Raw genomic sequence first — 12,343 nt, forward strand, 5'->3', positions numbered from 1 at the left:
GCCTGGCGGCGCCTTCACCTGATTTTTTAGGAGATTCGTATGACCAGCAACAATCCGCAAACCCGTGAATGGCAAATCCTGAGCAATGACCACCACCTGGCTCCGTTCAGCGACTTCAAGCAGCTGAAAGAGAAAGGCCCGCGGATCATCACCAACGCCAAGGGTGTTTACCTCTGGGACAGCGAAGGCAACAAGATCCTCGACGGCATGGCCGGCCTGTGGTGTGTCGCGATTGGTTATGGTCGCGATGAACTGGCCGATGCCGCCAGCAAACAGATGCGCGAGCTGCCTTACTACAACCTGTTCTTCCAGACCGCGCACCCGCCGGTACTGGAGCTGGCCAAGGCCATCGCCGACATCGCGCCAGAAGGCATGAACCATGTGTTCTTCACCGGTTCCGGCTCCGAAGGCAACGACACCATGCTGCGTATGGTTCGTCACTACTGGGCGATCAAGGGCCAGCCGAAGAAGAAAGTCATCATTAGCCGCAAGAACGGCTATCACGGCTCCACCGTGGCCGGCGCGAGCCTGGGCGGCATGACCTACATGCACGAACAGGGCGACTTGCCGATCCCGGGCATCGTTCACATTGCCCAGCCGTACTGGTTCGCCGAAGGCGGCGACATGACCCCGGAAGAATTCGGTATCTGGGCGGCCAACCAGCTGGAAGAAAAGATTCTGGAAGTCGGCGTCGACAACGTCGGTGCCTTTATTGCCGAGCCGATCCAGGGCGCCGGCGGCGTGATCATTCCGCCAGAGACCTACTGGCCGCGCATCAAGGAAATCCTCGCCAAGTACGACATCCTGTTCGTGGCTGACGAAGTGATTTGCGGTTTCGGTCGTACCGGCGAGTGGTTCGGTGCCGATTTCTACGACCTCAAGCCAGACATGATGACCATCGCCAAGGGCCTGACCTCGGGCTACATCCCGATGGGCGGCCTGATCGTGCGTGATGAAGTGGTGGACGTGCTCAACGAAGGCGGCGACTTCAATCACGGCTTCACCTACTCCGGTCACCCGGTGGCTGCCGCGGTGGCGCTGGAAAACATCCGCATCATGCGCGACGAGAAGATTATCGAGCGCGTTCATGCAGAAACGGCACCGTATTTGCAAAAGCGCCTGCGGGAACTGAACGATCACCCGCTGGTGGGTGAAGTTCGTGGGGTGGGTCTGTTGGGGGCCATCGAACTGGTCCAGGACAAGGCCACGCGCAAGCGTTACGAGGGCAAGGGCGTCGGCATGATCTGCCGTCAGTTCTGCTTCGATAACGGCCTGATCATGCGCGCCGTCGGCGACACCATGATCATCGCTCCGCCACTGGTGATTACACCGGCGGAAATCGATGAGCTGGTGACCAAGGCTCGCAAGTGTCTTGACCTGACCCTGAGTGCATTGCAGGGCTAAGTGCTAGGCTCTGAGCGGAAGTCCAAAGTTCTGCAAATGAAGTAGGAACTTTCGCTCGGAACTGTCAGAAAGCGTGGCCGTTTCCTTGAAAGACCGATGTGGATCTTGCCAGACTAGCCGCGGTTCCAGCTGCCCGGGTTCGGTTGCTGAACAAGTGGTTCAAAAAAGAAAAATTTGGAGCATTACGCATGAAGGCACTAGGTAAAAAGCTCGCTGGCAAGACCCTCCTTGCCATGTCCGTGATGGGTTTGATGGCGGGCGCGGTTCAGGCCGATGACAAAGTACTGCACGTGTACAACTGGTCCGACTACATCGCACCGGATACCGTCAAGAAGTTTGAAGACGAGTCGGGCATCAAGGTTGTCTATGACGTCTTCGACAGCAACGAAACTCTGGAAGCCAAGTTGCTCGCAGGCAAGTCCGGTTACGACATCGTTGTACCGTCGAACAACTTCCTGGCCAAGCAGATCAAGGCTGGCGTCTACCAGAAGCTGGACAAGTCCAAGCTGCCTAACTGGAAGAACCTGAATACCGACCTGCTCAAGGCCGTTTCCGTGAGCGACCCGGGCAACGAGCACGCCTTCCCGTACATGTGGGGTTCGATCGGTATCGGCTTCAACCCCGAGAAGGTCAAGGCTGCGCTGGGTGCCGACGCGCCGACCAACTCCTGGGACCTGCTGTTCAAACCTGAAAACGCCGCGAAGTTGAAGTCGTGCGGTATCAGTTTCCTCGATTCGCCAACCGAGATGATTCCGGTGGCGTTGCACTACCTGGGCTATCCAACCGACAGCCAGGACAAGAAACAACTGGCCGAAGCCGAAGCGTTGTTCCTGAAAATCCGTCCTTCGGTAGGTTACTTCCACTCGTCCAAGTACATCTCCGACCTGGCCAACGGCAACATCTGCGTGGCCGTGGGTTACTCGGGTGACATTTACCAGGCCAAGTCCCGCGCGGAAGAAGCCGGTGACAAGGTGAAAGTCAGCTACAACATTCCCAAAGAAGGTGCCGGCAGCTTCTACGACATGGTCGCCATCCCTAAAGATGCCGAAAACGTCGAAGGCGCCTACAAGTTCATGACCTTCCTGCAGAAGCCGGAAATCATGGCTGAAATCACCAACGCCGTGCGTTTCCCGAACGGTAACGCGGCTGCAACTGCGTTGGTCGATAAAGACATCACCAGCGACCCGGGCGTTTACCCACCGGCGGACGTGCTGGCCAAGTTGTACGCGATTGCCGACTTGCCGGCCGCGACCCAGCGGATCATGACCCGCAGCTGGACCAAGATCAAATCCGGTAAATAAGCCGGTTTGATGCAACAACCTGTTGTCGCCACCCGCGCGGTGGCGACAACAGGTGTAATTAAATGACAGAAAGTTTTGCTGGAACGGTTTTTCGAGGGTAAGTTGCGCGCCGGTTTTGTTGCCGGGCAACCACGGTTGTCATGTAGCGCGGGGCAACTTGGGCCCAACTAATTTCAGAGGACCTCCACTTGCCTATTTTTTCTTTGTTGCGCAATGCCATGCTGGTGGGCGCCGGGTTGACGCTGGCTGTCAGTGTCCAGGCCGCCGGTACCGTGCATATTTATAACTGGTCGGACTACATCGGCGAGACCACCCTGGCCGATTTCCAGAAAGAGACCGGTATCAAGCCGGTTTATGACGTCTTCGATTCCAACGAAACCCTGGAAGGTAAATTACTGGCCGGGCGTACCGGCTACGACGTGGTCGTGCCGTCGAACCACTTCCTCGGCAAACAGATCAAGGCTGGGGCATTCCAGAAACTCGACAAGTCGCAGCTGCCGAACTATTCGAACCTCGACCCGGTGCTGCTCAAGCGTCTGGAGCAGAACGATCCTGGCAACCTGTACGCCGTGCCGTACCTGTGGGGCACCAACGGCATCGGTTACAACGTCGACAAGGTCAAGGCTGTGCTGGGCGTCGATACGATTGATTCGTGGGGCGTGCTGTTCGAACCGGAGAACATCAAGAAGCTGCAAAGTTGCGGCGTAGCGTTCCTCGATTCGGCTGATGAAATGATGCCGACAGTGCTCAACTACATGGGCCTGAACGCCAACAGCACCGACCCCAAGGACTACGAAAAGGCCACCGCCAAGTTGCTCGCAGTGCGGCCTTACGTGACCTACTTCCACTCCTCCAAGTACATCGCGGATCTGGCTAACGGCGATATCTGTGTGGCGATCGGTTTCTCCGGCGACATCTTCCAGGCCAAGAACCGCGCCGAAGAAGCCAAGAAAGGCGTGAACATCGCCTACTCGATCCCGAAAGAGGGCGGTGCGCTCTGGTTCGACATGCTGGCGATTCCGAAGGACTCGGCCAACGTCAAGCAGGCCAACGCTTTCATCAACTATTTACTGAAGCCTGAGGTGATTGCCCAGGTCAGTGATTACGTCGGCTATGCCAACCCTAACCCGGGTTCGGACAAACTGATGGAACAGTCCATTCGCACCGACGAAGCGGTTTATCCACCGCAAGCGGTGCTCGACAAGACCTACGTGTCGGTCGAGTTACCGCCGAACATTCAACGTTTGATGACCCGCAGCTGGACCAAGGTCAAGTCGGGTAAATAGTTTCAAGGCTCAAACTATCCAGGTTGGCTCACCTTGAGCGAACTGCACTCTTTTTTTCTGGGAGTTTCGTAAATGGCAGTTGCCTCCGGCGCCTATAAGAAAGCCCTCGAGGGCGACCAGTCACCTAAACAGGTGCTGGTCAAAATCGACCGGGTCACGAAGAAGTTCGACGAGACGATTGCCGTGGACGATGTGTCCCTGGAAATCAAGAAAGGCGAGATCTTCGCCCTGCTCGGCGGTTCGGGATCGGGCAAATCCACTTTGCTGCGCATGCTCGCAGGTTTCGAACGGCCCACGGAGGGGCGCATTTTCCTCGATGGCGTAGACATCACTGACATGCCGCCCTACGAGCGGCCGATCAACATGATGTTCCAGTCCTACGCCCTGTTCCCGCACATGACCGTGGCGCAAAACATCGCCTTCGGCCTCAAGCAGGACAAGCTGCCGGCCGCTGAAGTCGATGCCCGCGTGGCCGACATGCTCAAGCTGGTGCAGATGAGCCAGTACGCCAAGCGCAAGCCGCATCAATTGTCCGGCGGTCAGCGTCAGCGCGTGGCCCTGGCCCGTTCCCTGGCCAAGCGTCCGAAGCTGTTGCTGCTCGACGAACCGATGGGCGCGCTGGACAAGAAGCTGCGTTCGCAAATGCAGCTGGAGCTGGTGGAGATCATCGAGCGCGTCGGCGTAACCTGCGTCATGGTGACCCACGACCAGGAAGAGGCCATGACCATGGCCGAGCGCATCGCGATCATGCACCTGGGCTGGATCGCCCAGATCGGCAGCCCGATTGACATCTACGAAACCCCGACCAGCCGCCTGGTCTGCGAATTCATCGGTAACGTGAACATCTTCGAAGGCGAAGTGATCGACGACGCCGAAGGCCACGCGATCATTACCTGCAAAGACCTGGATCGTCAGATCTACGTCGGCCACGGCATCAGCACTTCGGTGCAGGACAAGTCGGTCACCTACGCGATCCGTCCGGAAAAACTGCTGGTCACCGCCGACATGCCGACCTGCCAGTACAACTGGTCCAGCGGCAAGGTGCACGACATCGCCTACCTGGGCGGGCACTCGGTGTTCTACGTCGAACTGCCAAGCGGCAAGCTGGTGCAGTCGTTCGTGGCCAACGCCGAGCGGCGCGGCGCGCGTCCGACCTGGGGTGATCAGGTCTACGTATACTGGGAAGACGACAGCGGCGTGGTGCTCCGCTCATGAACATGCGCAAGTTCAAACGTCGACTCAATCGAATAATTCCCGGTGGCCGTCAGATGGTCATCGGGGTTCCCTTCATCTGGTTGTTCCTGTTCTTCATGCTGCCGTTCTTCATCGTACTGAAGATCAGCTTCGCCGAAGCGGACGTGGCCATTCCGCCCTACACCGAAATCTACAGCTACGCCGAGCAGAAGCTGCAGTTGCTGCTTAATCTGGGCAACTACGCGATGCTGGCCGGTGACGAGCTGTACATCGCCGCTTACCTCGGCTCGTTGAAGATGGCGCTTTTCAGCACCATCCTCTGCCTGCTGATCGGCTACCCGATGGCCTACGGCATCTCCGTTGCCCGCAAGGAAGTGCAAACGGTGCTGGTGCTGCTGATCATGATGCCGACCTGGACCGCGATCCTGATCCGCGTTTATGCGTGGATGGGTATTCTCAGCAACAACGGCCTGCTCAACGGTTTCCTGATGAGCATGGGCTGGATCGACGAGCCGCTGCAGATCCTCAACACCAACCTCGCCGTGTATATCGGAGTGGTTTATTCCTACCTGCCATTCATGATCCTGCCGCTGTACGCCAACCTGGTGAAGCACGACCAGAGCCTGCTGGAAGCTGCGTCGGACCTGGGTTCGAGCACCTTCAACAGCTTCTGGAAAATCACCGTGCCGCTGTCGAAAAACGGCATCATCGCCGGCTGCATGCTGGTGTTCATCCCGGTGGTGGGCGAGTTCGTGATCCCGGAACTGCTCGGCGGTCCGGAAACCCTGATGATCGGTAAAGTGCTCTGGCAAGAGTTCTTCAACAACCGTGACTGGCCGGTGGCGTCTGCCCTGGCGGTAGTGATGCTGGCGATCCTGATTGTGCCGATCATCCTGTTCAACCGCAGTCAGGCCAAGGAAATGGAGGGTAAAGAATGAAGCGCTTCCGTTTCTCCAGCCTGATGCTGGTACTGGGTCTGCTGTTCATCTACCTGCCGATGCTGATCCTGGTGATCTACTCGTTCAACGCCTCCAAACTGGTAACGGTGTGGGGCGGCTGGTCGATCAAGTGGTACGTCGGCCTGCTCGACAACAGCCAACTGATGGGCTCGGTGGTGCGCTCGCTGGAAATCGCCTGCTACACGGCGATTGCAGCGGTGGCGCTGGGCACATTGGCGGCGTTCGTCCTGACGCGCATTACGCGCTTCAAGGGCCGTACCCTGTTCGGTGGCCTGGTGACTGCGCCACTGGTGATGCCTGAGGTGATCACCGGTCTGTCGCTGTTGCTGCTGTTCGTGGCCATGGCGCAGATGATCGGCTGGCCGCAGGAACGCGGCATCGTCACCATCTGGATCGCCCACACCACGTTCTGTGCGGCCTATGTGGCGGTGGTGGTCTCGGCGCGCTTGCGCGAGCTGGACCTGTCCATCGAAGAGGCGGCCATGGACCTCGGTGCACGGCCGTGGAAGGTGTTCTTCCTGATCACCATCCCGATGATCGCACCGTCGTTGGCGGCGGGCGGGATGATGTCCTTCGCATTGTCCCTCGATGACCTGGTGCTGGCGAGTTTCGTGTCGGGCCCGGGTTCCACGACCCTGCCGATGGAAGTGTTCTCGGCGGTGCGTCTGGGGGTCAAGCCCGAGATCAACGCCGTGGCCAGCCTGATCCTGCTGGCGGTGTCGATCGTGACTTTCCTGGTCTGGTTCTTCAGCCGTCGCGCCGAAGAAAGCCGTCGTCGTGCGATCCAGCAGGCGATCGAAGAAGCGGCAGCCGACTCGTGGAAGCAACCGGACGTGCGTCGCGCACAGGCGCCGGAAGCGGCTTGAGTCTGAACCAGGGGTGACCACAACAATGTGGTCACCCCGATTCAAAATGTGGGAGCGGGCTTGCTCGCGAAAGCGGTGTGTCAGTCAATGTTGATGTCGACTGACACGACCCTTTCGCGAGCAAGCCCGCTCCCACATTTGCTCATGCGACCCAGGGCGATTTGCGAATGACCTCGACGAAGTTCATCGGCTTGAACCCCGGCTCCTGATCCACCAGCACATCAGTCTTCACGTTGCCAAACGTGGTCTGCGGACGATGGCGCAAGCCGTCGGCAAACGCGCAGATGATGCACTCCTTGAAACCCTCGCCCCGTGGATGCGCATGCACCACCGCTTCGCGCTGCACGCTGGAAAACGCCGCGTAGTCCATGCCCAGCACGTCCATCTCGACGCCAGCCGTGACCAGCGCCACGGTGGGTCGCAAGTGCTGAGGCACGCCCGGCGTGGTGTGCAGGGCAATCGATAGCCAGACCTGTTCGATGTCGTCATCGCTCAATCCGTAAGGCTTGAGGAACGCTGCTGCCGCGTTGGCACCATCGACTTCGAAGCGCTCGATGTCGCTGCGATGACCTTGCACCAGGCCCAGGTCATGGAACATCGCGCCGACGTACAGCAACTCCGGGTTGTAGGCCAGTTGCTTGCGCTCGCCGCTCAGTGCGCCGAACAGGAATACCCGGCGCGAGTGGTGGTAGAGCAGGTCGGACTCGATGTCGCGGATGTATTCGGTGGTGGCCTTGGCCAGTGCGCTGTCGGGGATCTTGATGCCGGCGATGGTGGTGCTCATGGAGTTTTCCTCGTCGTGATGAGGGTTTCAGTCTGTTCCGGCCCCCGAAACCGGACAATCGATCCATGGCTGCGATCCCGGCCAATGAGCGTGCATATCGCGCCAACCTCGCTTGTTGGACCTGGATTGGCTAGGGTGCATGCAGACCCTGTAGGAGCGAGCTTGCTCGCGATGGTCGTCAACGATGACGCCGGCTGTCTGGATGAGCGAGGCGACCTCACACACATCGCGAGCAAGCTCGCTCCTACAGGTGTGCGTTGCCATTCAATGCCATCAGAGACGTTTTGAACCATGAGTAAAACCGTAGCCATCGTGGTGTTCGCCGGCGTCCAGTCGCTGGATGTCACCGGTCCCATGGATGTGTTTTCCGAGGCCAATCGCTTCCTTGCCCCGCAGGATCACTATCGTCTTGAGGTGATCGGCGTCGAGCGCGGGATGATGGCGTGCTCCAACGGTTTGGCACTCAATGCCCATCGGCATTTCGGCGAAGCGCTGGAGCCGTATGACCTGTTGCTGGTGGCTGGCGGGCCGCAGTTGCCGTTCATGGATTTCGGCATGGCATTCGATGGCTGGTTGCGTGATGCCTGTGCGCGGGCCAAGCGCTTTGGCTCGATCTGCAACGGCGCGTTCATGCTCGCCAGGGCCGGATTGCTGGAGGGGCGCAGGGTCACCACGCATTGGCAGGACGCATCGGATCTGGCGGCGCTGTGTCCCTCGTCCCGGGTGGAAGCGGATCGGCTATAAGTCGAGGACGGCGAGCTGTTCACCTCGGCCGGGGTCACGGCGGGGATCGATCTGTCGTTGTATCTATTGGGCCGGGATCACGGGCCGGAAGTGGCGCTGAATGTCGCCAAGCGGCTGGTGGTGTTCACCCAGCGTTCGGGCGGGCAGTCGCAATTCAGCCCGTTCCTCACGCCCCACGCCGAACCGGATTCGGCGGTGGCAATGGTGCAGCATTACGTGCTGGCCAACCTGACGGGCGACCTGACCATCGCCGACCTGGCCAATGCCGCCAACATGAGCGCGCGCAACTTCTCCCGGGTGTTCGCCAGGGAAGCGAAAATCACCCCGGCCGAGTTCGTCGAGCGTGCACGGGTGGATGCGGCGCGGACGCTGCTGGAAAGCACCCGCGCGCCGCTCAAGACCGTGGCCTATCAATGCGGATTTCGCGATGCCCAGCACATGCGCAGTGTGTTCAATCGCAGACTGGGGGTGACGCCGCAGCAGTTCAGGCTGAATTTTGCGGCGATGGTTTGAATTTTTGTGTTGCTCTTCAGGGCCCCTTCGCGAGCAAGCCCGCTCCCACAAGGATCTTTGTTGAACACAAATGTTGTGAACGCCAGAGAAACCTGTGGGAGCGGGCTTGCTCGCGAAGGGGCCAGCCCGGCCAGCAAAAATCTAAGGCGCAGCCCGCGCCGGCAACAGCTTCAGCGTACTGCGCGTATTAGCCGTGACTTCTTCGTCATTGAAATGTGCCTGGAAGTACATCCCCTCGACGTAGGCCTCGGCCTGATCATCGTAGTGACTGTCGAACAGTACGCCGCTCTGGCCAACCGGGTTGACGGTCAGGCTGTGGGTCGGGTCGGCGAAGTCGATCAGGCGTCGGGTCGAGGGGCCATAGGTGACGGGCCAGGGTGCCGGTCCGATTTTCGCCGAGAGGTTGTTCGGTACTTCATGGGTGCCGGGTGCGGCGAAGGGGCCGACATTGAAGAACAGGTCCAGCGGCTTTTGCTGCCCCAGCGGATGGCCATGGGTCAATGTGTGTGCGCTGCCCCACTGCCATTGCGAGGCGTCTGCGCCGAGGGTGCTCTTGAGGTGCGCGAGGCTGGCTTGCCAGGCGGCCTTCACCGTGTCGGCACGGGTTTCCTTGCCGAGGGTGCTGCGGTTGTCCCACCACGGTGAATCGGCGCTGGCGGCCAGGCGGGGGAGCGCGGCGTCGATCACCCGGGTCGAGAGCAGCGTTTCGAAGAAGTCGTTACCCAGCTCATCGCGCATCGTCGCGTCAGCCAGGTTGAACAGGAACTGGTTGAACAGCGTGGCGCTGGTCGAGTCGAGCGGGTAATCGCCTGTCCACTGGGCCAGTTGCTCCACCAGCTTGAGTTCGGCGGGATCGCTCACCACTTCGCGCAACACCGGCAACAGCGGTGCCAACAGGCGCGGGCCGTAGGCGGTGGTGGTGCCCAGTTGCAGTTTCTGGCTGTTTTCCAGGTCCCATTTGACCGCTTTGTCGCTGAGCTGGCGATTGAGCTGCTGGCCGCGATCGGCAAGGTTGTAGTAGCCGGGAATCTCCATGCCGGTCGGCGACACCGGCTGGAAGTTGGCCGAGACGATATAGCCCCGGGCCGGGTTTTCTTCCTGGGGGTTGGCCGTGAACGGGTAGAAGCCATCCTTGTCCGCCTCGGCGGTGCTGCCGTCGAGGATGAACCACGGGCGTACACCCGCCGGGCGTTTAGGCAATTGCGCCGCCGCCCACCAACCGATGTCACCCTTGGCATTGGCCCAGACAACGTTGAGGCCCGGGGCCTGGATTTTTGCCGCGGCGCCGCGGGCCTTGGCCAGGGTGTCGGCGCGATTGAGCTGGTAGAAACCCTCCAGGATCGGGTTCTGGCTTTCGAGAAACGCCCACCACATGGCAATCGGCGTCTTGCCGGCGCCGCTGCCCAAGGCATCGTTGACGATCGGGCCGCGGGGCGATTGACGCAACACCAGGGTGAATGGCGCCTGGCCCTTGACCGCGATCTGCTGTTCGCTTGTCGTCATGTCCACCCACTTGCCGCGATACCAGACCTGATTGGGGTTGTCCGGGTTGACCTTCTCGGCGATCAGGTCGAGGTCGTCGTTCTGGAACATGGTGATGCTCCAGCCGAAGTCGCGGTTCATGCCCAGCGACGCAAACGGCATCAGGGCCTGATAGTGGCCGTAGAGTTCAAAGCCGGGCGCCGAGAGGTGCGCTTCGTACCACACCGACGGCGCGGAAAAACGGATATGCGGATCACCCGCCAGCAGCGGCTTGCCGCTTTGGGTCCGGCTGCCCGCGACGACCCAGGCGTTGCTGCCCTCGAACTGTGGCAGGCCGTTGTCGGCCAGGGCTTGTTCGCTCAGGCGGGCGAGGGCGTTGAGGTCTTTCCAGTCGGCGCTGGCCAAGGCGGTGCCGGTCCCGTTGAGCACGCCCTTGGGCTGCCAGTCGAGATCGAAGATGTTCAGGTATTCGGGCCCCAGTTGATCGCGCACGAATGTCAGCAAGGGTTCGGTACGAAATGCCGCGGCAAAACTGTAGGCCATGTAGCCGGCGATGCTGATGGTGTCCTGGGCCGTGAACGGGCGTTCTGGAATGCCCAGCACATCGAACTCCATGGGTTTTGCGTGGCTGTCCTGGTACTGGTTGATGCCGTCCAGATAGGCTTGCATGGCGATAAAGGAGGGCGACTGTTTGTCGAGATTCGCGAAGTAGGTTTCGGCGCGTTCGCGAATACGCAGGCTGCGCATCAGTTTGTCGGTGTCGAGCAGTTTCGGCCCGAGCACTTCAGCCAGTTCGCCCCGGGCCAGGCGACGCAGGACTTCCATCTGGAACAGGCGATCCTGGGCATGCACATAGCCGAGGGCGCGGTACAGGTCGGTTTCGTTGTCGGCGCGGATGTGCGGGACACCGCGCTCGTCGTAGCGCACGGTGACGGAGCCTTGCAGGTGTTGCAGTTCCACCATGCCCTGGCGTGACGGCTGCTTGCTGTAGAGGTACCCGCCGGCCCCGGCGGCCAGCACGACGATCAACAGCACGAGAGCGGTCAGGCTGCGTTTCATGGAGACTCCTTGTTGTTATTGTGATTCCTGGCGTCACTGTGTAACACGGCGCGCCGATTTGGCGCATCGCCCGTAGGAGGGATTCGTATTGGCGGGTCTTTGCCTACTTCGCTGGATCGACAGGCCACGGGCAATAACACCCCACGGCCAGTGTGTGCGTGGCACTCACTGCACGGCCTTCATCGAGCGCTTGCAGGATCGGTTCGATAAAGCTGTTGCTGGAGTTGCAGGTCAGGCCTTCGCTGTAGGGGCCGAAGTACGCCAGTTTGCCGCTGCGATCCCAGATCGCCACGGCCGGGCTGGCGGGGATCTGTTCGGAACCGGGCAGGATGTCGATGGTTTTCAGGCTGCTCAAGGTGCCCGGCAATTGGCCGTGGCTACCGGGTTTTTGCACGGCATAGAATTCCACGCCATGGGGAACGTAGCGCTCGACCAGTTCGGTCAGGTGTTGTTGGTTGCCGACATTGCACGGGCAGGCCGGGTCCCAGAAATGCACCAGGCGGATGGCGCCAGGGCCGGCGAGGGATTCGGGAAGGCGCAGCGGATCGCCGGAAAACAGCGCCGTGTGCTCGCTGAACGCCCGCAGGTAGCGCCCCTGGAACCAGTCGTAGGCCGCCCACAATGCGCCGGCACACACCACGGCGAGCAGGCTGGCAAACAGGGTGGCGCGAAGGGGCGAGCGCATCGGTTCAATCCTCGAAGGGCGGCTAGCTTGCCATGCTTGCCGCGACAGATGAATATCGCAGGCCTA

General features: G+C 60.3%; 9 protein-coding genes and 1 pseudogene. 7 read left to right on the forward strand and 3 right to left on the reverse strand.

Features of this window, described 5'->3' with window-relative positions; translation table 11 throughout:
* Positions 1-39: 39 nt before the first annotated feature.
* The 6 genes from KGB28_RS11790 (at position 40) to KGB28_RS11815 (ending at position 7,010) form a co-directional block, all read left to right on the forward strand.
* A complete protein-coding gene (locus KGB28_RS11790) occupies positions 40-1,404 on the forward strand; it encodes an aspartate aminotransferase family protein (protein ID WP_150755040.1) in 1,365 nt (454 codons plus the stop codon).
* Positions 1,405-1,592: 188 nt separating this feature from the next.
* Positions 1,593-2,705: a polyamine ABC transporter substrate-binding protein gene (locus KGB28_RS11795; RefSeq protein WP_008048745.1), complete on the forward strand. Its 1,113-nt coding sequence runs from the start codon at positions 1,593-1,595 to the stop codon at positions 2,703-2,705.
* 188 nt (positions 2,706-2,893) lie between these two features.
* The gene (locus tag KGB28_RS11800) at positions 2,894-3,991 is read left to right on the forward strand and encodes a polyamine ABC transporter substrate-binding protein (RefSeq protein ID WP_317853300.1); all 1,098 of its coding nucleotides are present in this window, start codon (positions 2,894-2,896) and stop codon (positions 3,989-3,991) included.
* A gap of 72 nt (positions 3,992-4,063) precedes the next feature.
* Positions 4,064-5,206, forward strand: coding sequence for an ABC transporter ATP-binding protein (locus tag KGB28_RS11805; RefSeq protein ID WP_223445153.1), 1,143 nt, complete (start codon positions 4,064-4,066; stop codon positions 5,204-5,206).
* A gap of 35 nt (positions 5,207-5,241) precedes the next feature.
* Positions 5,242-6,123: an ABC transporter permease subunit gene (locus KGB28_RS11810; protein ID WP_191622238.1), complete on the forward strand. Its 882-nt coding sequence runs from the start codon at positions 5,242-5,244 to the stop codon at positions 6,121-6,123.
* Positions 6,120-7,010, forward strand: coding sequence for an ABC transporter permease subunit (locus KGB28_RS11815; RefSeq protein ID WP_057712854.1), 891 nt, complete (start codon positions 6,120-6,122; stop codon positions 7,008-7,010). The genes KGB28_RS11810 and KGB28_RS11815 overlap by 4 nt, the downstream gene beginning before the upstream one ends.
* Before the next feature lie 142 nt (positions 7,011-7,152).
* Here KGB28_RS11815 and KGB28_RS11820 read toward each other — a convergent pair whose 3' ends face one another.
* The gene (locus KGB28_RS11820) at positions 7,153-7,794 is read right to left on the reverse strand and encodes an HD domain-containing protein (protein ID WP_223445155.1); all 642 of its coding nucleotides are present in this window, start codon (positions 7,792-7,794) and stop codon (positions 7,153-7,155) included.
* Positions 7,795-8,085: 291 nt separating this feature from the next.
* Here KGB28_RS11820 and KGB28_RS11825 point away from each other — a divergent pair.
* Positions 8,086-9,051: pseudogene (locus KGB28_RS11825) on the forward strand (GlxA family transcriptional regulator).
* 141 nt (positions 9,052-9,192) lie between these two features.
* Here the strand turns inward: KGB28_RS11825 and KGB28_RS11830 are convergent.
* Positions 9,193-11,592, reverse strand: a complete 2,400-nt coding sequence (locus KGB28_RS11830) for a penicillin acylase family protein (RefSeq protein ID WP_223445157.1) — start codon at positions 11,590-11,592, stop codon at positions 9,193-9,195.
* A 103-nt stretch (positions 11,593-11,695) separates the two neighbouring features.
* Positions 11,696-12,277, reverse strand: a complete 582-nt coding sequence (locus tag KGB28_RS11835) for a DUF6436 domain-containing protein (RefSeq protein ID WP_223445160.1) — start codon at positions 12,275-12,277, stop codon at positions 11,696-11,698.
* Between the last annotated feature and the right edge of the window lie 66 nt (positions 12,278-12,343).

This window comes from Pseudomonas sp. BF-R-19 (assembly GCF_019956445.1).
GTDB lineage: Bacteria > Pseudomonadota > Gammaproteobacteria > Pseudomonadales > Pseudomonadaceae > Aquipseudomonas > Aquipseudomonas fluorescens_BH.

Excerpts from the sequence above, each read along its gene's own strand:
- KGB28_RS11835 (WP_223445160.1), bottom strand. The coding sequence starts at position 12,277 with ATGCGCTCGCCCCTTCGCGCCACCCTGTTTGCCAGCCTGCTCGCCGTG.
- KGB28_RS11795 (WP_008048745.1), top strand. The coding sequence starts at position 1,593 with ATGAAGGCACTAGGTAAAAAGCTCGCTGGCAAGACCCTCCTTGCCATG.
- KGB28_RS11820 (WP_223445155.1), bottom strand. The coding sequence starts at position 7,794 with ATGAGCACCACCATCGCCGGCATCAAGATCCCCGACAGCGCACTGGCC.
- KGB28_RS11830 (WP_223445157.1), bottom strand. The coding sequence starts at position 11,592 with ATGAAACGCAGCCTGACCGCTCTCGTGCTGTTGATCGTCGTGCTGGCC.
- KGB28_RS11790 (WP_150755040.1), top strand. The coding sequence starts at position 40 with ATGACCAGCAACAATCCGCAAACCCGTGAATGGCAAATCCTGAGCAAT.
- KGB28_RS11805 (WP_223445153.1), top strand. The coding sequence starts at position 4,064 with ATGGCAGTTGCCTCCGGCGCCTATAAGAAAGCCCTCGAGGGCGACCAG.
- KGB28_RS11815 (WP_057712854.1), top strand. The coding sequence starts at position 6,120 with ATGAAGCGCTTCCGTTTCTCCAGCCTGATGCTGGTACTGGGTCTGCTG.